This is a genomic window from Streptococcus mitis (assembly GCF_002005545.1).
Taxonomy (GTDB): Bacteria; Bacillota; Bacilli; order Lactobacillales; family Streptococcaceae; genus Streptococcus; species Streptococcus mitis_I.
Genome location: NZ_LBMT01000001.1, coordinates 144,001 through 170,673, shown reverse-complemented (window position 1 = coordinate 170,673; position 26,673 = coordinate 144,001). Strand labels below are relative to the sequence as shown.

Genomic DNA, 26,673 nt, shown 5'->3' with positions numbered 1-26,673 from the left:
TCTCACTTTTAAGAGGATGGATTGCGATAAGTATGAAATAGTCTAGGAGAAAATGATGTTAAGTTCAAAAGATATAATCAAGGCTCACAAGGTCTTGAATGGTGTGGTCGTTAATACACCGCTTGATTATGACCATTATTTATCGGAGAAGTATGATGCTAAGATTTATTTGAAAAAGGAAAATGCCCAACGTGTTCGCTCTTTTAAAATTCGTGGTGCCTATTATGCTATTTCTCAGCTCAGCAAGGAAGAGCGTGAGCGTGGGGTAGTCTGTGCCTCTGCGGGAAATCATGCGCAGGGAGTTGCCTATACTTGTAATGAGATGAAAATTCCTGCTACTATTTTTATGCCCATTACTACACCGCAACAAAAAATTGGGCAGGTTCGCTTTTTTGGTGGGGATTTCGTGACCATTAAACTAGTTGGAGATACCTTTGATGCCTCAGCTAAAGCAGCTCAAGAATTTACAGTTTCTGAAAATCGTACCTTTATTGATCCCTTTGATGATGCTCATGTTCAAGCTGGTCAAGGGACAGTTGCTTATGAGATTTTAGAAGAAGCTCGAAAAGAATCGATTGATTTTGATGCTGTCTTGGTCCCTGTTGGTGGTGGCGGTCTCATTGCTGGGGTTTCTACCTATATCAAGGAAACAAGTCCAGAAATTGAAGTCATTGGGGTAGAGGCTAATGGAGCACGTTCCATGAAGGCTGCCTTTGAAGCTGGTGGTCCAGTCAAACTCAAAGAAATTGACAAATTTGCGGATGGGATTGCTGTACAAAAGGTAGGTCAATTGACCTATGAGGCAACTCGTCAACATGTTCAAACTTTGGTAGGTGTCGATGAGGGATTGATTTCTGAAACCTTGATTGACCTCTACTCTAAGCAAGGGATTGTCGCAGAACCTGCTGGAGCGGCTAGTATCGCCTCTTTAGAAGTTTTAGCTGAATATATCAAGGGGAAAACCATTTGTTGTATCATTTCTGGAGGAAATAATGATATCAACCGTATGCCAGAAATGGAAGAACGTGCCTTGATTTATGATGGGATCAAGCATTACTTTGTGGTCAATTTTCCACAGCGTCCAGGTGCTCTGCGTGAGTTTGTAAATGATATCCTGGGACCAAATGATGATATCACACGATTTGAGTATATCAAGCGAGCTAGCAAGGGTACAGGCCCAGTCTTAATTGGGATCGCTTTGGCAGATAAGCATGATTATGCAGGATTGATTCGTCGAATGGAAGGTTTTGATCCAGCTTATATTAACTTAAATGGTAATGAAACGCTCTATAATATGCTTGTCTGAGGACTAATAAAAAAATATCATATTATTTGCACAACTGATGTATAGGTGTTATAATGAGGGTGAAGAAAGGGGGCGATTCCTATGGACTTAGGAAATCTATCGTGCTATTTCTACTACAACTCACTATAGCACCTATTATTTTTGATTCTGTTTATATTAAGGCGACAGAATTACTTACTATATATAAGGAAATTTTTTGAAATCCCCAATTGTATATATCCCTAATTTGAACTTTCGCTAAATATAATAGGAATCAGAAAAAATAATCAATGTTTGTGAGATGGTTGCTAGGTGAGTCGGCTGAAAAAACTCGTGAGATAAACAATAGTGCTAGACATGAAACAGCTAGTGATACTATTTTTAAATGACTAGCTGGAAAGCGGGTGTGTAATCAGAAGGTGCAAGATTGGACAATGTAAGTAGTACCGGTTGTGAAATAAATAAGATATAGATAAGGACAGGAAAGGAACCAAAGAAGGAGAAAGAAAACGGAATGGTTTAGAGATAGTGTGGAGTGAAAGACTATCTTTAGTGGACTTGTTGATTTAAAAGGAATATATAGAATGAAATAGTAAATCCTGTCTATCCTATTGAGAAACTGGCATTCAGTATACATGAATATTTTTACGAGTTTAAAGTTTAATAATGCAATTGTTTTTTAGGAGCATACTAATGGGTTATAGTAAGCAAAAACCTATATATTATCGGCTTTAAAAAGGAAGTAAGAAGATTCTGGATCATTTATTTTATTGAATATATGTTTTTTTATTGACAAAAGACATAAAAACGTATAGAATAATATAACGTAAAGAAGAAAATAGGAGAAGAACATGGCTAAGTCAAACTTTGAAAAAGTAGAATCAGTTGTTGGCTGGGTTCGTGATAAGAAAATCACAGGCTACCGTATCTCTAAAGAAACGAATGCGCGTGAAATGTCTATCATTGCTCTAGCGCAGGGTCGTGCAAAAGTAAAAAATATTTCATTTGAAACAGCTCTAGGTTTAATTGATTTCTATGAAAAAAATCATGAAAAATTTGAAGATTAATCTTTGGATAATGGCGGATTCTTGAATAAGGTCTGCCTTTTCATTTTGATACTCAATGAAAATCAAAGAGCAAACTAGGAAGCTAGCCGCAGGCTGCTCAAAGCACTGCTTTGAGGTTGTAAATAAGACTGACAGAGTCAGTAACATATACCTACGGCAAGGCGAAGCTGACTTGGTTTGAAGAGATTTTCGAAGAGTATGAGAACAGCAAAAAGACTGCACGATTGATGCAGCCTTTTCTTTTTATTTGAGATAGCGTTGAAGGAATTCTTTTGTACGGTCTTCTTTAGGATTGGTGAAGAGGTCTTCTGGTTTGCCTTTTTCAGCAATCACACCCTTATCCATAAAGATAACACGGTGAGAGACATCACGGGCGAATTCCATTTCATGGGTTACGACAATCATAGTCAAGCCTTCCTGAGCCAGATCTTGCATGATTTTGAGGACCTCTCCAACCATTTCTGGATCGAGAGCTGATGTTGGTTCATCAAAGAGAATAGCGTCAGGATTCATTGAAAGGGCACGAGCGATGGCCACACGTTGTTTTTGACCACCTGAGAGTTGTTTCGGTTTTGCTTGCCAGTAGCGTTCTCCCATGCCGACCTTTTCAAGGTTTTCTTTGGCGATCTTTTCAGCTTCTGTACGTTCGCGTTTAAGGACAGTTGTCTGAGCGACAATTGTGTTTTCAAGTACGTTAAGATTTTCAAAGAGGTTAAAGGATTGGAACACCATCCCTAGTTTTTCACGGTATTGCGTGAGGTCATAGCCTTTTTCGAGGACGTTTTGTCCATGATAAAGAATTTGTCCATCAGTTGGCGTTTCAAGTAGGTTAATGGAGCGTAGGAAGGTCGATTTCCCGCTTCCAGAGCTTCCGATGATAGAGATGACCTCTCCCTTGTGGACAGTGAGTGAAATGTCTTTTAGCACTTCGTTTTGGCCATAGGATTTTTTGAGGTGTTTAATTTCAAGGATTGCTTGTGTCATTATTTCAAATCCTCCGTTTGCATTTGGTTAGCACCTGTAGTATAGGTATCCATGTCCATGCGGCGTTCGATGAAGCGTAGGATACGTGTTACGGTGAAGGTGAGGACAAAGTAAATCACGGCGATGATTGTAAATGTCTGGAAGTATTGATAGGTTTGCGTTGCCACTGTATTTCCTGAGAAATAAAGTTCGACAACAGAGATAACGTTCAATACAGATGTATCTTTGATATTGATGACAAATTCATTACCAGTTGCTGGTAGGATGTTACGGACTACCTGAGGTAGGACAATCTTACGCATGGTTTGGTTATGAGTCATACCAAGAGCAGTCGCAGCTTCAAATTGTCCCTTATCAACTGCTAGGATACCACCACGGACGATTTCAGTCATGTAGGCACCGGTATTGATTGAAACGATGAAGATAGCAGCCAGTGTACGGTCAAGGTTGATCCCGAAAGCTTGGGCAGTTCCATAGTAGATAACCATTGATTGAACAATCATTGGTGTACCACGGAAAATTTCGATATAGACATTGAGAATCCAGCCGACTAGTTTTTGTAGGCCGTAGATAGCTTTATTTTCAGAGAGGGGAGCAGTACGGAAAACACCAATGGCAAGACCGATAATGAGACCTGTGATAGTTCCGACGATAGAGATTAAAAGAGTGACACCAGCACCACGCAAAAGTTGTTGCCAGTTTTCAGAAAGAATTTTAGCGACTTGGCTAAAGAAACTACTGCTAGTTTCTTCAGTTGTTGTAGCTTCGGCAGGTTGTTCCTTGATCATACGATCCATCAAGGCAACTTGATCGTCTTTTGAAATGGTTTCAATGCTGGCATTGATTTGGCTAATACGGTTATCATCTTTACGAAGTCCAATGGCGATAGCTGTATCTTCTTCCCCAGTTTTAAAACCTGTCTCTACTTGAACCATTTTAAACTTAGAGTTAGCAGCTTCGGCAGTCAGTGCTTCAGGGCGTTCAGAAACATAGGCGTCGATGACACCAGCCTCAAGAGCTTGGCGCATTTGAGCGAAGTCTCCCATGGCTGTTTCTTTTTTAGCACCCGGGATTTGTGTAATCAAGTCGTAGAGGTAGACACCTTGTTGAGAAGTGATTTTCGCACCATTAAAGTCATCTAAAGATTTAGCATTTGCGTAGGCAGAATCTTTTTTGACTAGTAGAACTGGTTCGCTAGTGTAGTAACTGCTTGAAAAGGCAATTTCTTGTTTGCGTTCGGCAGTTGGACTCATACCTGCGATAATCATGTCAATCTTACCAGAAGTAAGGGCAGGGACTAGACCTTCCCACTTTGTTTTAACAACCAAAGGTTCTTTACCTAAGTCCTTAGCGATTTTCTTGGCGATTTGAACATCGTATCCGTTAGCATACTGGTTAGTCCCATCGATTTTGACAGCTCCATTGCTATCATCATCCTGAGTCCAGTTAAAGGGAGCATATGCTGCTTCCATCCCGATGCGTAAATATTCATCGGCTTGAGCAACATTGACAAGTCCTAGCATCAGCAAGAGACTTGTGAAAATAGATAAGTATATTTTTCTCATGATTTCTCCTATTTCTAATCTATTAAAAAATAACTGTCTCCTATTTTATCGAAAAAAACTCTATTTTTCAATATAGGTAAGCCCTTACTTGAGAAAAAATGATATAATGATAGCAAAGATAAAAAGGGGGCTTAGTTGATGAAAAAAACTTTTTTCTTACTGGTGTTAGGCTTGTTTTGCCTTCTTCCACTCTCTGTTTTTGCTATTGATTTCAAGATAAACTCTTATCAAGGAGATTTGTATATTCATGCAGATAATACGGCAGAATTTAGACAGAAGATAGTTTACCAGTTTGAGGAGGATTTTAAGGGCCAAATCGTGGGACTTGGACGTGCTGGCAAGATGCCTAGTGGATTTGACATTGATCCTCATCCAAAGGTTCAGGCTGCGAAAAATGGTGCTGAACTAGCAGACGTTACTAGCGAAGTGATAGAAGGAGCAGATGGTTATACTGTTAAAGTTTATAATCCAGGTCAAGAAGGCGACACAGTTGAAGTTGACCTCGTTTGGAACTTAAAGAATTTGCTTTTCCTTTATGATGATATCGCTGAATTAAATTGGCAACCTTTAACAGATAGTTCAGGGACTATTGGAAAGTTTGAATTTCATGTAAGGGGAGACAAGGGGGCTGAAAAACTCTTTTTCCATACAGGGAAACTTTTTAGAGAGGGAACGGTTGAAAAGAGTAATCTTGATTATACTATCCGTTTAGACAATCTTCCAGCTAAGCGTGGAGTTGAGTTGCATGCCTACTGGCCTCGGACCGATTTTGCTAATGCTAGGGATCAGGGATTGAAAGGGAATCGTTTAGAAGAGTTTAATAAGATAGAAGACTCGATTGTTAAAGACAAAGAGCAAAGTAAACAACTCCTTACGTGGGTCTTCCCTTCGATACTTTCTATCTCTCTGTTATTGAGCATCTGCTTCTATTTCATCTATAGAAGAAAGACCACTCCTTCCGTCAAATATGCCAAAAATCATCGTCTCTATGAACCACCAATGGAATTAGAGCCTATGGTTTTATCAGAGGCGGTTTACTCGACCTCCTTGGAGGAAGTGAGTCCTCTAACAAAAGGAGCAGGTAAATTTACCTTTGATCAACTTATTCAAGCTACCTTGTTAGATGTGATAGACCGTGGGAATGTTTCTATTATTTCAGAAGGAGATGCAGTTGGTTTGAGGCTAGTAAAAGAAGATGGTTTGTCAAGCTTTGAGAGAGACTGTCTAAATCTGACTTTTTCAGGTAAAAAAGAAGAAACTCTTTCCAATTTGTTTGCGGATTACAAGGTATCCGATAGTCTTTATCGTAGAGCCAAAGTTTCTGATGAAAAACGGATTCAAGCAAAGGGGCGTCAGCTCAAATCTTCTTTTGAAGAAGTATTGAACCAGATGCAAGAAGGAGTGAGAAAACGAGTTTCCTTCTGGGGGCTCCCAGATTATTATCGTCCCTTGACTGGTGGAGAAAAGGCCTTGCAAGTGGGTATGGGGGTCTTGACTATCTTGTCCCTATTTATCGGATTTGGTTTGTTCTTGTACAGTTTGGATGTTTATGGCTATCTTTACCTCCTCCTGCCAATACTTGGTTTTCTAGGTTTGGTTTTGGCTGTTTTCTATTATTGGAAGCTTCGATTAGATAATCGTGATGGTGTCCTAAATGAAGCAGGAGCAGAAGTCTACTATCTCTGGACCAGTTTTGAAAATATGTTGCGTGAGATTGCACGATTGGATCAGGCTGAATTGGAAAGTATTGTGGTCTGGAATCGCCTCTTGGTCTATGCGACCTTATTTGGCTATGCGGACAAGGTTAGTCATTTGATGAAGGTTCATCAGATTAAAGTGGAAAATCCAGATATCAATCTTTATGTAGCTTATGGCTGGCATAGTATGTTTTATCATTCAAGCGCGCAAATGAGCCATTATGCTAGTGTCGCAAATACAGCAAGCACCTACTCCGTATCTTCTGGAAGTGGAAGTTCTGGCGGTGGCTTCTCTGGAGGCGGAGGTGGTGGCAGTATCGGTGCCTTTTAAAGAGAGCTAAAATATGCTATAATGGAAGATAGAAAAAGGAGTAATCTATGTATCTTATTGAAATTTTAAAATCTATCTTCTTCGGGATTGTTGAAGGAATTACGGAATGGTTGCCGATTTCCAGTACAGGTCACTTGATTTTAGCAGAGGAATTTATCCAATACCAAAATCAGAATGAATCTTTTATGTCCATGTTTAATGTCGTGATTCAGCTTGGTGCGATTTTAGCGGTTATGGTCATTTACTTTAACAAGCTCAATCCTTTCAAACCGACTAAGGACAAGCAGGAAGTTCGTAAGACTTGGAGACTGTGGTTGAAGGTCTTGGTTGCCACTTTGCCTTTACTTGCCGTCTTTAAATTTGATGATTGGTTTGATACCCACTTCCATAATATGGTTTCTGTTGCTCTCATGTTGATTATCTACGGGATTGCCTTTATCTATTTGGAAAAGCGCAATAAAGCGCGTGCAATAGAGCCAAGTGTAACAGAGTTGGACAAACTTCCTTATACGACAGCTTTCTATATCGGTCTTTTCCAAGTTCTTGCCCTTTTACCAGGAACTAGCCGTTCTGGAGCAACGATTGTCGGTGGTTTGTTAAATGGAACCAGTCGTTCTGTTGTGACAGAATTTACCTTCTATCTTGGAATTCCTGTTATGTTCGGAGCTAGTGCCTTAAAGATTTTCAAATTTATAAAAGCAGGACAGCTCTTGAGCTTTGGGCAATTGTTCTTGCTCTTGGTTGCTATGGGAGTCGCTTTTGCAGTCAGCATGATCGCTATTCGTTTCTTGACCAGTTATGTGAAAAAACACGACTTTACCCTTTTTGGTAAATACCGCATCGTGCTTGGTAGTATCTTATTGCTTTATAGCTTTGTCCGTTTATTTGTATAAGAAAAGCCTTGAAGAGTCAGCTCTTCAAGGTTTTAAAATCCAGTCAGGGTAATCCCCAACAGGCGGACCCCTCTTTCTTTCTCGCTTAATTCTTCATAGAGTTGCAGGGCTATTTGGCTTATCTGGCTAGCATCCTGTGTTTTTTGAGCAAGACTTTTTCGTTTAGTAAGAGTTGAAAAGTCCTCGTAGCGGATTTTTAAAATGACAATTTTTCCGGCTTTTTCTTGTTGATGTAGATTGAGAGCGACTCTTTCTGATAGGAGAGTCAGCTCTTTTTTGATGTCTTCCTCAGCACGGAGAATCTTCCCATAGGTTTTCTCCTTACCGATTGACTTACGGATGCGATTGGATTTGACTGGGGAATTGTGGATGCCACGAGCCTTTCGATAAAGGTCATAACCCAGTCTACCAAAACGGTCTATCAGAGTCACTTCAGGAACTTCAAGTAGGTCAGCGCCAGTAAAAATACCCATTTGATGCAGACGTTCTACCGTCTTTTTTCCTACTCCATGAAACTTGGAAATATCCATTTGTTTGAGAAAATCCTCAGCTTGGTCAGGTAAAATCACTGTCAAACCATGTGGTTTTTGATAATCACTGGCCATTTTAGCTAAGAATTTGTTGTAAGAAACGCCAGCAGAAGCAGTTAGATGGAGTTCTTGCCAGATATCTTTTTGAATGAGGCGAGCGATTTTGACCGCTGATTTGATACCGAGTTTATTTTCTGTTACATCCAAATAGGCTTCGTCAATGCTCATGGGTTCAATCAAATCTGTATAGCGCTTAAAAATAGTTCGAATTTGGAGTCCCACAGCTTTATATTTTTCATAATTTCCTGAGATAAAGACGGCCTGGGGACAACGTTCATAGGCTTCTTTAGAACTCATAGCAGAATGGACACCAAAAGCTCGCGCCTCATAGCTACAAGTAGAAACGACACCACGTCCACCTGTTTGCCGAGGGTCGCTTCCGATAATGACAGGTTTTCCTCTGAGTTTAGGATTATCCCTGATTTCTACCGCAGCAAAAAAGGCATCCATGTCAATATGGATGATTTTTCTTGACAGATCATTTAACAAAGGAAAAATCAACATGCCTAGCACCTTTTTTACAGCTTATTTTCTTTTATTATACCCTTTTTTCTGAAAAAAGGAAAAAAGGGTATATTTTTTTCAAAAATATAATACAGTTTAGGGCAAAATATAGACTGTTTTAGAAAAGAAAGTGTAAAAATAGGGATTCTCCACTTGTTGAAAACGATTACTGTGTGGTATACTTGTCTCATGAATGTAACAGATGGTTGTTACTAGAAAGAAAAAAGAGGACATTAACATGGTTGTTAAGACAGTTGTTGAAGCACAAGATATTTTTGACAAAGCTTGGGAAGGCTTCAAAGGCGTAGATTGGAAAGAAAAAGCAAGTGTATCACGCTTCGTACAAGCTAACTACACACCTTATGATGGAGACGAAAGCTTCCTTGCAGGACCAACAGAACGTTCACTTCACATCAAAAAAATTGTAGAAGAAACTAAGGCTCACTACGAAGAAACTCGTTTCCCAATGGACACTCGTCCAACATCTATCGCTGATATCCCAGCAGGATTTATCGATAAAGAAAACGAAGTTATCTTTGGTATCCAAAATGACGAACTCTTCAAATTGAACTTCATGCCAAAAGGTGGTATCCGTATGGCTGAAACTACTTTGAAAGAAAATGGATACGAACCAGACCCAGCTGTTCACGAAATCTTCACTAAATACGTAACAACAGTTAACGACGGTATCTTCCGCGCTTACACTTCAAACATTCGTCGCGCTCGTCACGCTCACACTGTAACTGGTCTTCCAGACGCATACTCACGCGGACGTATCATCGGTGTTTACGCACGTCTTGCTCTTTACGGTGCAGACTACTTGATGCAAGAAAAAGTAAACGACTGGAATGCAATCGAAGAAATCGATGAAGAAACAATCCGTCTTCGTGAAGAAATCAATCTTCAATACCAAGCATTGCAACAAGTTGTTCGCTTGGGTGACCTTTACGGAGTTGATGTTCGTAAACCAGCGATGAACGTTAAAGAAGCAATCCAATGGGTTAACATCGCCTTTATGTCTGTCTGCCGTGTTATCAACGGTGCTGCTACATCTCTAGGACGTGTGCCAATCGTATTGGATATCTTTGCAGAACGTGACCTTGCTCGTGGTACATTTACTGAATCAGAAATCCAAGAATTCGTTGATGATTTTGTTATGAAACTTCGTACAGTTAAATTTGCTCGTACAAAAGCTTACGACCAATTGTACTCAGGTGACCCAACTTTCATCACAACTTCTATGGCTGGTATGGGTAACGACGGTCGTCACCGTGTTACTAAGATGGACTACCGTTTCTTGAACACTCTTGACAACATCGGTAACTCTCCAGAACCAAACTTGACAGTTCTTTGGACTGATAAATTGCCATACAACTTCCGTCGCTACTGTATGCACATGAGCCACAAACACTCTTCTATCCAATACGAAGGTGTAACAACAATGGCTAAAGACGGATATGGTGAAATGAGCTGTATCTCATGCTGTGTGTCTCCACTTGACCCAGAAAATGAAGAACAACGCCATAACATCCAGTACTTCGGTGCGCGAGTAAACGTATTGAAAGCCCTTCTTACTGGTTTGAACGGTGGTTACGACGATGTTCACAAAGACTACAAAGTATTTGACATCGAACCAATCCGTGACGAAGTTCTTGAATTTGAATCAGTTAAAGCTAACTTTGAAAAATCTCTTGACTGGTTGACTGACACTTACGTAGATGCTTTGAACATCATCCACTACATGACTGATAAGTACAACTACGAAGCTGTTCAAATGGCATTCTTGCCAACTAAACAACGTGCGAACATGGGATTCGGTATCTGTGGATTTGCCAACACTGTTGACACATTGTCAGCTATCAAATACGCTACAGTTAAACCAATCCGTGATGAAAATGGCTACATCTACGATTACGAAACAATCGGTGAATACCCACGTTGGGGTGAAGATGACCCACGTTCAAACGAATTGGCAGAATGGTTGATCGAAGCTTACACAACTCGTCTACGTAGCCACAAACTTTACAAAGACGCAGAAGCTACAGTTTCACTTTTGACTATCACATCTAACGTTGCTTACTCTAAACAAACTGGTAACTCACCAGTCCACAAAGGTGTATACCTCAACGAAGATGGTTCTGTAAACTTGTCTAAACTTGAATTCTTCTCACCAGGTGCTAACCCATCAAATAAAGCTAAAGGTGGATGGTTGCAAAACTTGAACTCACTTTCTAGCCTTGACTTTAGTTATGCAGCTGATGGTATCTCATTGACTACTCAGGTTTCTCCACGTGCTCTTGGTAAGACTCGTGACGAACAAGTTGATAACTTGGTAACAATCCTTGATGGTTACTTCGAAAACGGTGGACAACACGTTAACTTGAACGTTATGGACTTGAACGATGTTTACGAAAAGATCATGTCAGGTGAAGACGTTATCGTACGTATCTCTGGATACTGTGTAAACACTAAATACCTCACTCCAGAACAAAAAACTGAATTGACACAACGTGTCTTCCACGAAGTTCTTTCAATGGATGATGCCTTGGATGCATTGAGCTAATCAAGTTCTTAAATAATGAAATAAGGAACCCTCAGTCAGTTGACTGAGGGTTGTTTTTTGGGATCTTCAATTCCTTGAGTCAGGTACTGAAATGTCTGACCGGGATTCAAAGATACTTGTTGAGTTGCGGGAGGTATTTGATACTCAATGAAAATCAAAGAGCAAACTAGGAAGCTAGCCGCAGGTTGCTCAAAGCACTGCTTTGAGGTTGTAGATAAGACTGACGAAGTCAGTTACATATTTCTACGGCAAGGCGAAGCTGACGTGGTTTGAATTTTATTTTCGAAGAGTATGAAAATAAAAACACCACACTTTGTAAGACACAAGGTGTGGTTGTATTTTATCTCTTAGACCAAGTTCTCTTCATAAAGAGAAGTAGGATTGGATAAATCTCCAAGCGCCCTGCAATCATTGCAAAGGAGAGGAGAATTTTTGAGATAGGACTAAAGATTGCAAAGCTAGAAGTGGTTCCTAGAATAGGTCCGATATTATTGAAACAGCTAAAGACAGCACTGGTTACAACCAGAAAATCATTGCTATCTAGGCTGACAATAAAGATAAGCGCTAGCAAAATCATAGAATAGATGACAAAGTATTTGAGAATCTTATGCTGGGTATCTTTGTCAATCACCGTTTTATTAACATGGAGGGTCAAAACACGGTGGGGCGATAGGATTGACAAAATCTGATTTTTAGCAATTTTTGAAAGGATAAGGCCTCGAATAACCTTGAGTCCACCTGCGGTTGATCCAGCAGAGCCACCGATTCCCATGAGGAAGAGGAGGATAAACTGGGAGAAGAGGGGCCAGTTGGTAATGTCTCCATATCCAAAACCAGTCGTTGTAATGATATTGGAAACCTGGAAGAAGGCCATTTCAAAGCTCTTGGAAAATCCTGGGTAGAGATAGAGGGTATTGAGGCTAATCAAGCCTGTAGAAACCAGCACGATGACCAAGTAAGCACGAAGTTCTTCGTCACCTAAGAAGGCCTTGACTCGACGGAGCATGAGGTAGTAGTAGAGATTGAAATTTACCCCAAAAACCAAAACTCCGATACTAACCAGATAGGTAATCAGTGAGCTACCATAGTGGGCGATTCCATCGTTATAGACGGTAAAGCCTCCTGTACCTGCTGTTCCCATGGCAATGACAAAACTATCAAATAGGGGCATGCCAGCTAGATAATAGATGATGACAAAGAGGGAGAAGAGAGCTAGATAAAGGAGATAGAGAATCTGGGCAGTGTTTTTTAGTTTGGATACTACTTTACCAAAAACAGGGCCAGGAACCTCAGCCTTCATCACTTCTAGGTGGCTATTCTTGGCATTGTCCATAATAGCAAGTGCAAAAACAAGCACTCCCATCCCTCCAATCAAGTGGGTAAAACTTCGCCAGAAGAGGAGGGAACGACTGAGAACCGAAACGTCGTTCAGAATAGTTGCTCCAGTAGTTGTAAAGCCAGAGCTGATCTCAAAAAAGGCATCGATAACGCTGGGAATTTGCTTAGCAAAAACAAAAGGGAGACCGCCAAAGAAAGACCAAAGGATCCAACAGAGGGCCACAATCAAGATTCCCTCCTTGGCATAAATCCGTTGATTTTTTGGCTTTTGTAAAATTCCTGAACCGCCTAGTAATACGAGAATCCCAATCGTTGTAAAGAGGGCTGTAAAGACTTGGCTCGATTCACGGTAATAGACAGCGACAGACACAGGAACCAAAAGAAGAACAGCTTCAATCAAAAGTAATTTTGAAAGGAGGTAGCGAATCATACTTTTATTCATTTCTTACCTCGCGATCAAGTCATAAATCTTGGTGATGTTTGGCAACAAAGTTGTTACTAGGAGCTTGTCTCCAACTTCCAACATATCCTCCCCAGTTGGGAAAATGGTCTTGCCCTTTCGAATGATGGCTGCAATAAGAACCCCTTTTTTCAGTTTTAGTTGAGAAAGAGGTTTGGAAGTCATTTTATTAGCTTCCTTGATATGGAATTGCAGGGTTTCGATTTGGCCATTGGCTAGATGGTGCATGGCTTGAAGGTCTGAATACTGGGCATTAACCCGACCACGAATAAAGTGCATGATTGTATCTACAGCAATACTTTTAGGTGTGATGATACTTGAAAAATCAGGCGCATTGATAATCTCGAGGAGACTGGTACGATTGACCTTGGTAATATTTTTCTGTACACCTACCCTGTCAAGGAACATAGAGGTAATCAGATTTTCCTCATCGACCCCTGTTAGAGTCGCAACGGCATCATAGTTTTGAGCACTTTCTTCCAGCAGGATATCTTTTGCGGTACCATCTCCTTGAACGATGTGGAGGTTTGGAAATTTCTCGCTAAAGAAGCTAGCGATTTCAGGATTGATTTCAATAACCTTGGTATCGATACGACTGTCTTTGAGGATACCTAGTAGATAATAGGCAATTCTACCAGCTCCAACAATAAGAAGACTCTTCACGGCACGAGACTTGAAATAATTATGGAAGAGCATCATGTCAACACGGTTACCAGTGACAAAGATTCTATCTTTATCCTGTACAGTCATGTCACCGCTTGGAATGATAATTTGATGATCCCTCTCTATCGCACAGACAATGACATTGCCAAATTTTTTCCGAAAATCAGAAATGGGCATTTGGCAAAGACCACTGGAGGATTTAACAGTGAATTCCATCAAGCTGACCCGTCCACCAAAGAAACGTTCGACAGAGAGGGCGTTGGGGAAGTCAATGATATTCGCGATAGCGCGGGCAGCCAAGAGCTCAGGGTTAACGATAAGAGAAAAACCGAGAATATTCTTTTCCTTGAAATAAGAGTTAGAATATTCAGGGTTCCGCACCCGAACGATGGTCTCTTTAGCTCCCATTTTTTTGGCTAGAACGGCTGCAATCATGTTGACTTCATCGTATTCAGTCAAGGCGATAAAGATATCACAATCCTGGACACTGGCTTGCTCAAGGATGGTAAAATCGGCCCCGTTACCAAGGATACCCATGATATCAAAGCGATTAACAATATGATTGAGAACAGCTTCGTCTTGCTCAATCAGCAAAACATCGTGCTTTTCTGCAACCAAGGAGCGACAGAGGGCAAAACCAACTTTTCCCCCTCCGACAAGGATAATTTTCATATTAAAACCTACTTTTTCATGATGTAACTATCATACCTTTTTTCAAGAAAAAATGCACCTACTAGCTAATAACAAGAACTTTTAGTAGGAAATTTGCTATAAGGTAAAACTATACCCTAACCAATTGAAATAGCTATTAGCGACTTTCTCTGAAATATGGTATGATAAAGGATATACAAGGAGATAAAATGAATAATAATTTACTGGTATTACAATCAGACTTTGGTCTGGTTGATGGTGCGGTATCGGCTATGATTGGAGTGGCTTTAGAAGAATCTCCAACCTTAAAAATCCATCATTTGACGCACGATATCACGCCTTATAATATTTTTGAGGGGAGCTATCGCCTCTTTCAGACGGTGGACTACTGGCCTGAGGGAACGACTTTTGTATCGGTTATTGATCCAGGTGTCGGCTCGAAACGTAAGAGTGTGGTTGCTAAGACTGCAAAAAATCAATACATTGTCACGCCAGATAATGGAACGCTTTCTTTTATCAAGAAACACGTTGGTATTGTAGCTATTCGTGAAATTTCTGAGGTAGCTAATAGGCGTCAAAACACAGAGCATTCTTATACCTTCCACGGTCGTGATGTCTATGCCTATACTGGTGCTAAACTAGCCAGCGGTCACATTACTTTTGAGGAAGTGGGGCCAGAGCTCAGTGTGGATCAGATTGTGGAACTTCCAGTCGTAGCGACCATCATAGAAGATCATCTGGTGAAGGGAGCCATTGATATTCTAGATGTGCGTTTTGGTTCGCTCTGGACCTCTATCACACGAGAAGAATTTTACAAGCTGGAACCAGCATTCGGTGACCGTTTTGAAGTGACTATCTATCACGCTGATATGCTAGTCTATCAAAATCAGGTTGTTTATGGCAAATCATTTGCAGATGTGAGAATTGGGCAACCCATCCTTTACATCAACTCTCTCTATCGTTTAGGTCTGGCTATCAACCAAGGTTCTTTTGCCAAGGCTTATAATGTGGGTGTCGGTTCATCTTGGACCATTGAAATAAAGAAAATAGAAGGATAAAATAGGAGAATAAATAGTATGGAAATCAAATTTACAATTAAACAAGTTGTTGCTGTCGGAATTGGCGCTGCCCTCTTTGTCGTCATCGGGATGATCAATATTCCGACCCCTGTTCCAAATACAAGCATCCAGCTTCAGTATGCGGTACAAGCGCTACTTTCTATTATTTTTGGCCCGATTATCGGTTTGCTTGTCGGGTTGATTGGTCATGCAATCAAGGACTCTCTTGCTGGTTACGGTCTGTGGTGGACTTGGATTATCGCTAGTGGGCTCTTTGGTCTAGCTGTGGGACTATTTAGAAAGTACGTTCGAGTGATCAATGGTGTCTTTGACTGGAAAGATATTCTCATTTTTAACCTCATTCAACTACTTGCAAATGCCCTTGTTTGGGGTGTCTTGGCACCACTTGGAGATGTTGTGATCTATCAAGAAGCTGCAGAAAAAGTATTTGCCCAAGGGATTGTTGCGGGAATTGCTAATGGTGTATCTGTAGCTATTGCAGGAACTCTTCTCTTGCTTGCCTATGCAGGAACTCAAACTCGTGCAGGAAGTTTGAAAAAGGACTAAAATCATGGGGAAGGCTGGGCAACCAGTCTTTTTCGATGTTTATAGATTAGTTAGGCAAGTAAGCTAGGATAGGAATCTTGTTGGAGCTAAGATTTTAAGAGAAGAGACTGCAAGAAGGGGTAAATTTATGATAAAATAGAAGTCTAATACTCTGCGAAAATCTCTTCAAACCGCGTCAGCTCTATCTGCAACCTCAAAACAGTGTTTTGAGCAACCTACGGCTAGCTTCCTGGTTTGCTCTTTGATTTTCATTGAGTAGAAGAAGCGAATGAAGAGAGTAAGATGAAAGAAGCTATAATTGAGTGGAAGGATTTCTCTTTCCGGTATGAAACACAACAAGAACCGACCTTGCAAGGGGTAGACTTGACTATTTACAAGGGAGAGAAAGTCTTAATTGTTGGGCCATCTGGGTCAGGTAAGTCTACCTTGGGTCAGTGTTTGAATGGAATTATTCCCAATATTTACAAGGGTCAGATGTCTGGAGAATTTTTGATCAAGGGGCAAGCAGCCTTTGATATGAGCATCTACGATAAGTCTCATCTGGTCAGTACAGTTTTGCAGGATACAGATGGGCAGTTTATCGGCTTGTCCGTGGCAGAGGATTTGGCTTTTGCTCTGGAAAATGATGTGACAGCTCTAGATGAGATGAAAAGTCGTGTTCATAAATGGGCTGAAAAGCTGGATCTTCTCCCTTTACTAGCTCAGCGGCCTCAGGATTTGTCAGGTGGACAAAAGCAGCGAGTCAGTCTAGCTGGTGTCTTGATTGATGAGAGTCCGATTCTTTTGTTTGATGAGCCACTCGCCAATCTGGATCCCAAGTCAGGTCAGGATATTATCGAATTGATTGACCAGATTCATAAGGAAGAAGGAACGACGACTCTGATTATTGAGCACCGTTTAGAGGACGTTCTGCATCGTCCTGTGGATCGGATTGTCTTGATAAACGATGGCCGTATTCTCTTTAATGGGAGTCCTGATCAATTATTGGCGACTGATCTGTTGACCCAAAATGGAATTCGGGAACCCCTTTATCTAACCACTCTCCGTCAATTGGGTGTGGATTTAGTCAAGGAAGAACAATTAGCGAATCTGGATAACTTGTCTATCTCAAAAGACCAGATTCAGTTGCGGACGGAACTGGTAAAAGAAACACCAGAATTGCAGTCACTCTTTAGACTAGAGGACGTGTCTTTTTCTTATGATGATAGACCTATTTTAAAATCCATTCATTTAGATATTAAAAAGGGTGAAAAGATTGCCATTGTCGGGAAAAATGGAGCAGGGAAGTCAACTCTAGCCAAGGCTTTGAGTAGCTTTATTCAGACTGAAGGTCGCTATCTTTGGGAAGGGCAGGATATAAAAGGAGATTCTGTTGCAGAGCGGGCGGAACGAGTAGGCTATGTGCTGCAAAATCCCAATCAAATGATTTCAACCAATATGATTTTTGATGAGGTGGCTCTGGGACTTCGTTTGCGAGGTGTGGGCGAGCAGGAAATTGAAACGAGAGTCTATGAAACTTTGAAAATCTGTGGTCTCTATGAATTCCGTAATTGGCCTATTTCTGCCCTGTCATTTGGACAGAAAAAACGCGTCACTATTGCCTCGATTTTGGTCTTAGGGGCTGAAATTATCCTCTTAGATGAACCGACAGCAGGTCAAGACCAGAAGAACTATACTGAGATTATGGAATTTCTCGAAGAGTTGCATCAAAAAGGGCATACCATTGTCATGATTACCCATGATATGCAATTGATGCTGGATTATTCTGATCGTGCTCTTGTCATGGTTGATGGAGAATTGATTGCTGATACTGATCCAGCTAGTCTGTTGAGCAATCCTGAGCTGTTAGTAAAAGCCAATCTAAAAGAAACCTCTATCTTTAACTTGGCCAAGAAACTAGACGTGGATCCACTTGCTTTAACGGCATTTTACAAAGAAAGGAGAGAAGGATGCAAGCTAAATTAATTGGTTACCAGCATAGAGATACTGTGATTCATCGCTTGTCAGGAGCTGGTAAACTCCTCTTTTTCATTCTCGTGTCACTGGCTGCTATGATTAGCTATGATACCAGACTGCTTGTTCTGATTGCCATCTTTTCGGTTTTTCTCCTCTATTTGTCAGAAATCCGTTTTAAAGATGTTTCCTTTGTAGCCGTTTTTGCGACGGTATTTGCCGTTTTAAACGTTTTGATGGTCTATCTCTTTTCTCCTGAGTATGGAGTTGGACTTTACGGAGAGAGGAGTGTGATTTGGCAGGGAATCGGTGCCTACACTCTGACCAGTCAAGAGCTCTTTTATCTGCTAAATCTAGTTATTAAGTACCTTTGCACCATTCCTCTGGCTATTATCTTTTTGATGACAACCCACCCTAGTCAGTTTGCTTCCAGTTTAAATCAAATTGGTGTGCCTTACAAGATTGCCTATTCTGTCAGTCTGACCTTGCGCTATATTCCAGATTTGCAGGAAGAATTCTTTACAATCAAGATGTCTCAGGAAGCGCGTGGGATGGAATTATCCAAGAAAGCTTCTCTAATGCAACGAATCAAAGGCAATCTGCTCATTATTACGCCCTTGATTTTTAGCTCGCTAGAACGCATTGATACCATTGCGACCGCCATGGAGCTTCGCCGCTTTGGAAAAGAGAAAAAACGGACTTGGTATAGTTATCAGGCCTTGAAAAAAGGTGATTATCTTACCTTGCTCTTGGCAGCCTTGTTTTTAGTAGCTAGTTTACTACTTATCTTGCAGAATCAGGGACGATTTTACAACCCTTGGAAATAGCTTGAAAAAATTGAAAAAATCAAGTCGTTTCTATTGACAATGATTCTGAAAGTGTTATACTAAGAAAGTAGTTTCGCTGATTTACTTCAAACCTGTTGTGAGGTAAGTTAACGATGCCTTAACCACGCTGTTTGCTGAGCTTGACTCCGGGCAGTGTGGCTATTTTTTTGCAATGGTGAAAGGAAGCAAGTCATGACAAATCACATTGTATTATTTGAACCACAAATTCCACAAAATACAGGCAATATCGCGCGTACTTGCGCTGCGACCAATTCTCCCCTCCATATCATCAAGCCAATGGGCTTTCCTATCGATGACCGCAAGATGAAGCGGGCTGGATTGGATTATTGGGATAAGCTAGAGATTTATTTTTACGAGAGTTTGGAGGATTTCATGTCTCTGATGAAGGGCAAACTCTATCTGATCTCAAAATTTGCTGAGAACGTGTATTCTGAGGTAGATTTATCGACTGACGAAGACCATTATTTTCTCTTTGGACGCGAAGACAAGGGCTTGCCTGAGGACTTTATGCGCGAACATCCTGAAAAGGCTCTCCGTATTCCCATGAATGATGAACATGTCCGCAGTCTCAATGTGTCTAATACCGTCTGCATGATTGTCTATGAGGCTCTTCGCCAGCAGAATTTTGCAGGTCTTGAGCTTGTTCATACCTATGAAGTGGATAAATTGAAATAAAAAATGAAAATGAACAAAATGCTTGCGCTTGCAAGCGTTTTTTGTTATGATAAAAGAGTCTTCAGGGCAGGGTGTGATTCCCGACCGGCGGTGACTTTAACTAGGAAATGATCTTTTCCTTTTATACTTTGTTGACAAGCTTTGCCTAACCAGAAGTTATGCCTACAGCTTGTCGCCTAGTCTAAAAGAAAAATCTCTATTTCCTTCTCTTTAAAGAAGTCCGCGAGCGCAAGCTGATGTGGTGAGATTCCACAACCGACAGTATAGTCTGGATGGGAGAAGACGAAAGAATAGCTTTGTCTGTTCTGATAGATTTATAGCTAAACTGTAACCGCTTGCTTGAATTTCCTTAATAGAGTGAGAGGGAACTTTTGGGATATAAAAAGATAGAATAGATAGAGAAATCCTTTCTAACTTCTTCTGATTTTATAGAAAATTGGAGGAACCTGTTATGACAAACACACGTCGACTTTCGACCATTGCGATTCTATCAGCCATTTCATTTGTGCTGATGTACTTTGACTTTCCGCTTTTACCAGCGGCGTCCTTCCTCAAGATCGAATTTAGTATCTTGCCAGCCCTTGTGGGCTTGGTGGTCATGGATTTGCCTGCTGCTCTAGGAATTCTCTTGCTTCGCTCACTCTTGAAATTGCTTCTTAATAGTCAAGGAGTGAATACTTACATTGGTTTGCCGATGAATATCGTAGCTTTGGGAGTTTTTGTCATCGTATTTGCTTTGATTTGGAAAAAGGAACGGACAACCCTTCGTTTCCTACTAGGCTCTCTAGCTGGAACTATTGGCTTGACCGTGGCTATGTTGGTTCTCAACTATGTTTACGCTGTTCCTTTGTACGCTAAGTTTGCTAACTTTGATATTGGAAAAATTTTGGGACTTTCCAACTACCTAATGACCATGGTATTACCTTTTAACTTGATTGAAGGAGTAATCTTTTCCGTTTCATTCTGGTTGTTGTATATTCTCTTGAAACCAACCTTAAAACATTATGAAAGATAAACAAACATTTTTAATGAAGGGCAGTTTTGCCCTTTTACTTTTCGTTATTCTTGGCTACATGGTCAAATTTTACCCTGAAACGCTGGTCGGTTTTGACCAACCGATACAGACTGCCGTTCGTGGAGACTTACCAGATTACTTGACTATTCTTTTCAGGCTCATCACACGCCTGATTGATATCCCAGTGATTATCACTTGGGTTGTCATTACAGCTTTTGTATTTTATCGTAAGCGGTGGAAGATAGAAAGTTTCTTCATGCTAGGAAATCTGGCTTTGGCAGGACTTTTAATCGTGACCTTTAAAAATATCTATCAGCGCCCACGACCAGCTATTTTACACTTGGTTGAGGAGAAGGGATTTTCTTTCCCAAGTGGCCATTCTCTGGCTGTGACGCTGATGGTAGGGACTTTGATTGTTATTCTTAGTCAGCGGATTAAAGATCCGGTCTGGAGAAAAATCGTACAAATCGTCCTTGGCCTCTACCTAGTCAGTGTGTTGGTATCAAGGGTCTATCTGGGAGTTCATTATCCATCAGACGTTCTTGCCAGTCTCTGTGTGGGCTTGGGAGTCTTGTTTATCGAGTTTCCCTTCTATGACAAGCTGCGCTTCCAATGGCGATTTAAAGGCAAACAGAAGTGAGTATCAAATTCCCTTGAGGAGAAAGAAATGAAAGTCAGTATAGCAGATCTTCATCCGACTCAACTATATTTATCAGAAAAGAAGTTGCAAGATATTCAGATGCTTTATCAGTCTGTAGAACTAAACAATGTTGCTCCAATCAGTATTCTTGCGTTAGGAGATTGCTTGCTGGTTACAGATGGACATCACAGGGCTTATCAGGCTTTATTGGCAGGTCGGGATACGATTTCTGCTGAGTGGGATAGAGATGGTGGTGATGAACTATATCATCTCTATGCGCAAGCCTGCGAAGAAAGAAAAATTTACTCTGTTCTGGATTTAAAAAATCATATCTTACCTCAAGATGAGTATGAAGCAAAATGGTATAACTGGTGTGATGGTTTTAATCAAGCAGGAACTCTTTTGTTGAAAAGGAAAGCAGATGAAACAGACCCTACAAATAGATAATTCACTGCGTCTTGTTCCTTATGATAAGGTCAATCATTGTGAAGAAGCTTTTGCTTGGTATCAGGATGTGAACTTGGTTCACCTCGTAGATGGTGTGAAGAGACCTTATAGTCAAGAAACTTTGGAAGCTATGTATTCCCATTTGGATCAGCATGGTGAACTTTTTTGGATTGAAGTCAAGGAGAAGGGAGAATGGTTTCCAATTGGGGATGTTACTCTATCTCAGGATAATCTCCCCATTGTGATTGGGAATTCCGCTTACCAACATCGAGGACTTGGAAAAAAGATTCTAAGTGCTTTGATTGAATTGGCTCGAGTAAAAGGATGGAAAGAATTGAGAGTCAAGGAAATCTACACCTACAATCATGCTTCTAGGAGGTGTTTCAAGTCGCTTGGATTTGTGGAAAATGGAGCAACAGAAAAAGGAATGAGTTTTATATTGAAATTAGTCTAATCTAACTTGTTTTTTAACTCAAAATCTGATAAACTAAGTAGTAATTGAATAGGAATCCGCAAGACTAGTAACTCAAGGGAAGTATATCAGGGAGGAGAGCCGTGACTGCAAGCTCTCTATATGAAAGCTGGGTGAATTCACTTGCGCATGGATTTAGAAATGAAGGTCTGACTTGTCAGATGAAAACGGATGGTACCGCGTGTCAACGCTCCGAGTGGAGTTTTTGGCATGTGGTTTTCTTTTTATCTACGAGCGACTGATGGAGGAATTATGTCAACTATTGAAGAACAATTAAAAGCGCTTCGTGAAGAAACGCTGGCTAGCTTGAAGCAGATTACTGCTGAAAATGAAAAAGAGATGCAAGATTTGCGTGTCTCTGTCCTTGGTAAAAAGGGTTCGCTCACTGAAATCCTCAAAGGGATGAAAGATGTTTCTGCTGAGATGCGTCCAATCATTGGGAAACACGTCAATGAGGCTCGTGATGTCTTGACAGCAGCCTTTGAAGAAACAGCTAAGCTCTTGGAAGAAAAGAAAGTCGCTGCACAGTTAGCTAGCGAGAGTATCGATGTGACTCTTCCAGGTCGTCCTGTTGCGACTGGTCACCGTCATGTCCTCACACAAACCAGTGAAGAAATCGAAGATATTTTCATTGGAATGGGTTACCAAGTCGTGGATGGTTTTGAAGTGGAGCAAGACTACTACAACTTCGAACGTATGAACCTTCCAAAAGACCACCCAGCCCGTGATATGCAGGATACTTTCTATATCACAGAAGAGATCTTACTCCGTACCCACACGTCTCCAGTTCAGGCGCGTGCTATGGATGCCCATGATTTCTCTAAAGGTCCTTTGAAGATGATCTCACCAGGGCGTGTGTTCCGTCGTGACACAGACGATGCGACCCACAGTCACCAGTTCCACCAAATTGAAGGCTTGGTTGTTGGGAAAAATATCTCTATGGCAGACCTTCAAGGAACCCTTCAGTTGATTGTGCAAAAAATGTTCGGTGAAGAGCGTCAGATCCGTCTGCGTCCATCTTACTTCCCATTCACAGAGCCATCTGTTGAGGTGGATGTTTCTTGCTTCAAGTGTGGTGGAGAAGGCTGTAACGTATGTAAGAAAACTGGTTGGATCGAAATTATGGGGGCCGGTATGGTTCACCCACGTGTCCTTGAAATGAGTGGTATCGATGCGACTGTTTACTCTGGATTTGCCTTTGGTCTTGGACAAGAGCGTGTAGCTATGCTCCGTTACGGAATCAACGATATCCGTGGATTCTACCAAGGAGATGTCCGCTTCTCAGAACAGTTTAAATAATGATTAGAAAAGTAGAAAAGGCAGATGTTGAGGTGTTGGCTAAAATTGCCAAACAAACCTTTCGTGAAACATTTGCTCATGATAATATGGAAGAGCAGTTACAGGAATACTTTGAAGAGGCTTATAGTCTGAGAGTTTTGTCAACTGAGTTGGAAAATCCAGAATCCGAAACCTATTTCATTATGTATGAAGAGGAGATAGCTGGTTTTCTCAAAGTCAACTGGGGAAGTGCTCAGACTGAGAGAGAATTAGAGGACGCTTTTGAAATTCAACGCCTCTATGTGCTAGAAAAATTCCAAGGATTTGGATTCGGTAAGCAACTGTTTGAATTCGCTCTTGAACTTGCTACAAAAAATAGTTTTTCCTGGGCTTGGTTAGGTGTTTGGGAGCATAATACAAAAGCTCAAGCGTTTTATAATCGATATGGTTTTGAAAAATTTAGCCAACATCATTTTATGGTTGGTCAAAAAGTAGATACAGATTGGTTACTGAGAAAGAAATTAAGGTAAGAAGATGATTCTTCTATTGAAATGATAGGAAAGGAAAAGAACCAGAGTGGCAACTGTCATTCTGGAAAACTAAATTATGCTTGTATCTTATAAATGGTTAAAAGAATTGGTGGACATTGATGTGCCATCACAAGAGTTGGCTGAAGAAATGTCAACTACAGGGATCGAGGTAGAAGGTGTCGAATCACCTGCTGCTGGTCTCTCAAAAATTGTCGTCGGTGAGATCTTGTCTTGCGAAGATGTGCCAGAAACTCACCTCCATGTTTGTCAGGTTAACGTTGGCGAAGAAGAAGCCCGTCAAATCGTCTGTGGTGCACCGAATGTGCGTGCTGGCATCAAGGTTATGGTGGCTCTTCCAGGAGCTCGCATCGCTGACAACTACAAAATCAAAAAAGGAAAAATCCGTGGTCTTGAGTCACTTGGGATGATCTGTTCACTTGGTGAATTGGGAATTTCTGACTCAGTTGTACCTAAGGAATTCGCAGATGGCATCCAAATCTTGCCAGAAAATGCCGTTCCAGGTGAGGAAGTCTTCTCATACCTAGACTTGGATGATGAAATCATCGAACTTTCAATCACACCCAACCGTGCGGACGCTCTTTCTATGCGTGGAGTGGCTCATGAAGTGGCAGCCATCTATGATAAGGCAGTCAACTTTAAAGAATTTACTCTAACAGAAACTAATGAAGTTGCGGCAGATGCCCTTTCTGTAGGTATTGAGACAGACAAGGCGCCTTACTATGCAGCTCGTATTTTGGACAATGTGACTATCGCACCAAGTCCACAATGGTTGCAAAACCTTCTTATGAATGAAGGTATCCGTCCTATTAACAACGTGGTGGACGTGACAAACTACATCCTGCTCTACTTTGGTCAACCGATGCATGCCTTTGACTTGGATACCTTTGAAGGGACTGACATCCGTGTACGTGAAGCGCGTGCTGGTGAAAAATTGGTGACCTTGGATGGTGAAGAACGTGACTTGGACGTGAATGACCTAGTCATCACTGTCGCAGACAAACCAGTAGCTCTTGCAGGTGTCATGGGTGGTCAAGCAACAGAAATCTCTGAGAAATCTAGTCGTGTCGTCCTTGAAGCTGCTGTTTTCAATGGAAAATCTATCCGCAAGACTAGTGGTCGCCTCAACCTTCGTTCTGAGTCATCTTCTCGCTTTGAAAAAGGGATCAATGTGGCAACTGTTAACGAAGCTCTTGATGCGGCAGCTAGTATGATTGCCGAACTTGCAGGTGCAACTGTGCGTAAGGGCATCGTTTCAGCGGGTGAACTTGATACCTCTGATGTGGAAGTTTCTTCAACTCTTGCTGATGTTAACCGTGTCCTCGGAACTGAGCTTTCTTATGCTGATGTAGAAGACGTCTTCCGTCGTCTTGGATTTGGCCTTTCTGGAAATGCAGATAGCTTTACAGTCAGCGTTCCACGTCGTCGCTGGGATATCACTATCGAAGCAGACCTCTTTGAAGAAATCGCTCGTATCTATGGATATGACCGTTTGCCAACCAGCCTTCCAAAAGATGATGGTACAGCTGGTGAATTGACTGCAACACAAAAACTTCGCCGTCAAGTTCGTACTATTGCTGAAGGAGCAGGTTTGACAGAAATCATCACCTATGCTCTAACAACTCCTGATAAAGCAGTTGAGTTTACGGCTCAACCAAGCAACCTTACTGAACTCATGTGGCCAATGACAGTGGACCGTTCTGTCCTCCGTCAAAATATGATTTCTGGTATCCTTGATACCGTTGCCTACAACGTGGCTCGTAAGAACAAAAACTTGGCCCTTTACGAGATTGGAAAAGTCTTTGAACAAACAGGTAATCCAAAAGAAGAACTTCCAAATGAAATCAACAGCTTTGCCTTTGCCTTGACAGGCTTGGTTGCTGAAAAAGATTTCCAAACAGCAGCAGTTCCAGTTGATTTCTTCTATGCTAAAGGAATCCTTGAAGCGCTATTTGCTCGTTTGGGCCTCAAAGTAACTTATACAGCAACATCTGAAATTGCTAGCCTTCATCCAGGTCGTACAGCAGTCATTTCACTCGGTGACCAAGTTCTTGGTTTCCTTGGCCAAGTACACCCAGTCACTGCTAAGGCCTACGATATTCCAGAAACTTATGTGGCTGAGCTCAACCTTTCAGCCATCGAAGTAGCCCTTCAACCTGCTGCTCCATTTGTGGAAATCACGAAATTCCCAGCAGTCAGCCGTGATATCGCCCTTCTCCTCAAGGCAGAAGTGACTCACCAAGAAGTTATAGATGCTATCCAAGCTGCCGGCGTGAAACGTTTGACAGATATCAAACTCTTTGACGTTTTCTCAGGCGAAAAATTGGGACTTGGTATGAAGTCAATGGCTTATAGCTTGACCTTCCAAAATCCAGAAGATAGCTTAACGGACGAAGAAGTAGCACGCTATATGGAAAAAATCCAAGCATCGCTTGAAGAAAAAGTCAACGCAGAAGTTCGTTAAATCATCAATCCATCCTCCGGGGTGGATTTTTGCTTTTCAAATAACAATTCAGGATCAAAAACTGACAGTTGAGGAGCAGAGTGGATAAATTAAGTTTGCTACTGTATAATGTACTCA

22 protein-coding genes and 1 riboswitch are annotated in these 26,673 nt (G+C 41.2%); of the genes, 17 read left to right on the top strand and 5 right to left on the bottom strand.

The window, feature by feature from the left end; genetic code table 11:
- Positions 1-55: 55 nt before the first annotated feature.
- Positions 56-1,306, top strand: a complete 1,251-nt coding sequence (ilvA, locus tag QS39_RS00810) for a threonine ammonia-lyase IlvA (RefSeq protein ID WP_077804355.1) — start codon at positions 56-58, stop codon at positions 1,304-1,306.
- 830 nt (positions 1,307-2,136) lie between these two features.
- Positions 2,137-2,352 (top strand): capsule biosynthesis transcriptional regulator, encoded by a 216-nt coding sequence (locus tag QS39_RS00805; protein ID WP_001130036.1) that lies wholly within the window; start codon positions 2,137-2,139, stop codon positions 2,350-2,352.
- 243 nt (positions 2,353-2,595) lie between these two features.
- On the opposite strand, the gene QS39_RS00795 is transcribed toward QS39_RS00805, so the two are convergent.
- Together QS39_RS00795 and QS39_RS00790 are read right to left on the bottom strand one after the other, a co-directional pair.
- Positions 2,596-3,336, bottom strand: coding sequence for an amino acid ABC transporter ATP-binding protein (locus QS39_RS00795; protein WP_077804354.1), 741 nt, complete (start codon positions 3,334-3,336; stop codon positions 2,596-2,598).
- The gene (locus QS39_RS00790) at positions 3,336-4,901 is read right to left on the bottom strand and encodes an ABC transporter substrate-binding protein/permease (RefSeq protein ID WP_077804353.1); all 1,566 of its coding nucleotides are present in this window, start codon (positions 4,899-4,901) and stop codon (positions 3,336-3,338) included. The genes QS39_RS00795 and QS39_RS00790 overlap by 1 nt, the downstream gene beginning before the upstream one ends.
- A 138-nt stretch (positions 4,902-5,039) precedes the next feature.
- Between QS39_RS00790 and QS39_RS00785 the strand changes: the two genes are divergently transcribed.
- Both QS39_RS00785 and QS39_RS00780 read left to right on the top strand, forming a co-directional pair.
- Positions 5,040-6,929 carry a DUF2207 domain-containing protein gene (locus QS39_RS00785; protein ID WP_077804352.1) on the top strand — a complete coding sequence of 630 codons (1,890 nt, stop codon included), beginning with the start codon at positions 5,040-5,042 and terminating at the stop codon, positions 6,927-6,929.
- 47 nt (positions 6,930-6,976) lie between these two features.
- Entirely contained in the window at positions 6,977-7,822 is an 846-nt protein-coding gene (locus tag QS39_RS00780) for an undecaprenyl-diphosphate phosphatase (protein WP_077804351.1), read from the top strand.
- 32 nt (positions 7,823-7,854) lie between these two features.
- Here QS39_RS00780 and dinB read toward each other — a convergent pair whose 3' ends face one another.
- On the bottom strand, positions 7,855-8,916 hold the full coding sequence (gene dinB, locus QS39_RS00775; RefSeq protein ID WP_077804350.1) for a DNA polymerase IV: 1,062 nt from the start codon (positions 8,914-8,916) through the stop codon (positions 7,855-7,857).
- A gap of 238 nt (positions 8,917-9,154) precedes the next feature.
- Between dinB and pflB the strand changes: the two genes are divergently transcribed.
- A complete protein-coding gene (gene pflB, locus QS39_RS00770; RefSeq protein WP_000260631.1) occupies positions 9,155-11,479 on the top strand; it encodes a formate C-acetyltransferase in 2,325 nt (774 codons plus the stop codon).
- Positions 11,480-11,819: 340 nt separating this feature from the next.
- On the opposite strand, the gene QS39_RS00760 is transcribed toward pflB, so the two are convergent.
- Positions 11,820-13,259, bottom strand: a complete 1,440-nt coding sequence (locus QS39_RS00760; protein ID WP_077804349.1) for a TrkH family potassium uptake protein — start codon at positions 13,257-13,259, stop codon at positions 11,820-11,822.
- Positions 13,260-13,262: 3 nt separating this feature from the next.
- On the bottom strand, positions 13,263-14,612 hold the full coding sequence (trkA, locus tag QS39_RS00755) for a Trk system potassium transporter TrkA (RefSeq protein WP_077804348.1): 1,350 nt from the start codon (positions 14,610-14,612) through the stop codon (positions 13,263-13,265).
- A gap of 188 nt (positions 14,613-14,800) precedes the next feature.
- Between trkA and QS39_RS00750 the strand changes: the two genes are divergently transcribed.
- The 12 genes from QS39_RS00750 to pheT all read left to right on the top strand — a co-directional run bounded on the left by QS39_RS00750 (position 14,801) and on the right by pheT (position 26,556).
- Positions 14,801-15,649 carry an SAM hydrolase/SAM-dependent halogenase family protein gene (locus QS39_RS00750; protein ID WP_077804347.1) on the top strand — a complete coding sequence of 283 codons (849 nt, stop codon included), beginning with the start codon at positions 14,801-14,803 and terminating at the stop codon, positions 15,647-15,649.
- An 18-nt stretch (positions 15,650-15,667) separates the two neighbouring features.
- A complete protein-coding gene (locus QS39_RS00745) occupies positions 15,668-16,216 on the top strand; it encodes an ECF-type riboflavin transporter substrate-binding protein (protein ID WP_000403160.1) in 549 nt (182 codons plus the stop codon).
- Between the two features lie 282 nt (positions 16,217-16,498).
- A complete protein-coding gene (locus QS39_RS00735; protein ID WP_077804345.1) occupies positions 16,499-18,181 on the top strand; it encodes an ABC transporter ATP-binding protein in 1,683 nt (560 codons plus the stop codon).
- Positions 18,166-18,996 (top strand): energy-coupling factor transporter transmembrane component T family protein, encoded by an 831-nt coding sequence (locus tag QS39_RS00730; protein WP_077804344.1) that lies wholly within the window; start codon positions 18,166-18,168, stop codon positions 18,994-18,996. The genes QS39_RS00735 and QS39_RS00730 overlap by 16 nt, the downstream gene beginning before the upstream one ends.
- A 192-nt stretch (positions 18,997-19,188) precedes the next feature.
- Positions 19,189-19,692: a tRNA (cytidine(34)-2'-O)-methyltransferase gene (locus QS39_RS00725; protein ID WP_077804343.1), complete on the top strand. Its 504-nt coding sequence runs from the start codon at positions 19,189-19,191 to the stop codon at positions 19,690-19,692.
- A gap of 53 nt (positions 19,693-19,745) precedes the next feature.
- Positions 19,746-19,980: riboswitch (FMN riboswitch) on the top strand.
- Positions 19,981-20,143: 163 nt separating this feature from the next.
- A complete protein-coding gene (locus QS39_RS00720; RefSeq protein WP_077804342.1) occupies positions 20,144-20,707 on the top strand; it encodes an ECF transporter S component in 564 nt (187 codons plus the stop codon).
- Positions 20,697-21,347, top strand: coding sequence for a phosphatase PAP2 family protein (locus QS39_RS00715; RefSeq protein WP_077804341.1), 651 nt, complete (start codon positions 20,697-20,699; stop codon positions 21,345-21,347). The genes QS39_RS00720 and QS39_RS00715 overlap by 11 nt, the downstream gene beginning before the upstream one ends.
- Positions 21,348-21,374: 27 nt before the next feature.
- Positions 21,375-21,794, top strand: coding sequence for a chromosome partitioning protein ParB (locus tag QS39_RS00710; protein ID WP_077804340.1), 420 nt, complete (start codon positions 21,375-21,377; stop codon positions 21,792-21,794).
- Positions 21,795-21,798: 4 nt separating this feature from the next.
- Positions 21,799-22,248: a GNAT family N-acetyltransferase gene (locus tag QS39_RS00705; RefSeq protein ID WP_180375042.1), complete on the top strand. Its 450-nt coding sequence runs from the start codon at positions 21,799-21,801 to the stop codon at positions 22,246-22,248.
- Positions 22,249-22,518: 270 nt separating this feature from the next.
- Positions 22,519-23,565, top strand: a complete 1,047-nt coding sequence (pheS, locus tag QS39_RS00700; protein ID WP_000103743.1) for a phenylalanine--tRNA ligase subunit alpha — start codon at positions 22,519-22,521, stop codon at positions 23,563-23,565.
- Positions 23,565-24,074: a GNAT family N-acetyltransferase gene (locus tag QS39_RS00695; RefSeq protein ID WP_077804338.1), complete on the top strand. Its 510-nt coding sequence runs from the start codon at positions 23,565-23,567 to the stop codon at positions 24,072-24,074. Before pheS ends, QS39_RS00695 begins: the two co-directional genes overlap by 1 nt.
- 76 nt (positions 24,075-24,150) lie before the next feature.
- Positions 24,151-26,556, top strand: a complete 2,406-nt coding sequence (pheT, locus tag QS39_RS00690) for a phenylalanine--tRNA ligase subunit beta (RefSeq protein ID WP_077804337.1) — start codon at positions 24,151-24,153, stop codon at positions 26,554-26,556.
- The last annotated feature ends 117 nt before the right edge of the window (positions 26,557-26,673 follow it).

Coding starts and splice junctions, on each gene's coding strand:
- pflB (WP_000260631.1), top strand. CDS start 9,155: ATGGTTGTTAAGACAGTTGTTGAAGCACAAGATATTTTTGACAAAGCT.
- QS39_RS00745 (WP_000403160.1), top strand. CDS start 15,668: ATGGAAATCAAATTTACAATTAAACAAGTTGTTGCTGTCGGAATTGGC.
- QS39_RS00785 (WP_077804352.1), top strand. CDS start 5,040: ATGAAAAAAACTTTTTTCTTACTGGTGTTAGGCTTGTTTTGCCTTCTT.
- QS39_RS00735 (WP_077804345.1), top strand. CDS start 16,499: ATGAAAGAAGCTATAATTGAGTGGAAGGATTTCTCTTTCCGGTATGAA.
- QS39_RS00805 (WP_001130036.1), top strand. CDS start 2,137: ATGGCTAAGTCAAACTTTGAAAAAGTAGAATCAGTTGTTGGCTGGGTT.
- ilvA (WP_077804355.1), top strand. CDS start 56: ATGTTAAGTTCAAAAGATATAATCAAGGCTCACAAGGTCTTGAATGGT.
- QS39_RS00795 (WP_077804354.1), bottom strand. CDS start 3,336: ATGACACAAGCAATCCTTGAAATTAAACACCTCAAAAAATCCTATGGC.
- QS39_RS00710 (WP_077804340.1), top strand. CDS start 21,375: ATGAAAGTCAGTATAGCAGATCTTCATCCGACTCAACTATATTTATCA.
- QS39_RS00790 (WP_077804353.1), bottom strand. CDS start 4,901: ATGAGAAAAATATACTTATCTATTTTCACAAGTCTCTTGCTGATGCTA.
- QS39_RS00720 (WP_077804342.1), top strand. CDS start 20,144: ATGACAAACACACGTCGACTTTCGACCATTGCGATTCTATCAGCCATT.
- trkA (WP_077804348.1), bottom strand. CDS start 14,612: ATGAAAATTATCCTTGTCGGAGGGGGAAAAGTTGGTTTTGCCCTCTGT.
- QS39_RS00750 (WP_077804347.1), top strand. CDS start 14,801: ATGAATAATAATTTACTGGTATTACAATCAGACTTTGGTCTGGTTGAT.
- pheT (WP_077804337.1), top strand. CDS start 24,151: ATGCTTGTATCTTATAAATGGTTAAAAGAATTGGTGGACATTGATGTG.
- QS39_RS00780 (WP_077804351.1), top strand. CDS start 6,977: ATGTATCTTATTGAAATTTTAAAATCTATCTTCTTCGGGATTGTTGAA.
- QS39_RS00730 (WP_077804344.1), top strand. CDS start 18,166: ATGCAAGCTAAATTAATTGGTTACCAGCATAGAGATACTGTGATTCAT.
- QS39_RS00695 (WP_077804338.1), top strand. CDS start 23,565: ATGATTAGAAAAGTAGAAAAGGCAGATGTTGAGGTGTTGGCTAAAATT.
- dinB (WP_077804350.1), bottom strand. CDS start 8,916: ATGTTGATTTTTCCTTTGTTAAATGATCTGTCAAGAAAAATCATCCAT.
- QS39_RS00715 (WP_077804341.1), top strand. CDS start 20,697: ATGAAAGATAAACAAACATTTTTAATGAAGGGCAGTTTTGCCCTTTTA.
- QS39_RS00725 (WP_077804343.1), top strand. CDS start 19,189: ATGACAAATCACATTGTATTATTTGAACCACAAATTCCACAAAATACA.
- pheS (WP_000103743.1), top strand. CDS start 22,519: ATGTCAACTATTGAAGAACAATTAAAAGCGCTTCGTGAAGAAACGCTG.
- QS39_RS00760 (WP_077804349.1), bottom strand. CDS start 13,259: ATGAATAAAAGTATGATTCGCTACCTCCTTTCAAAATTACTTTTGATT.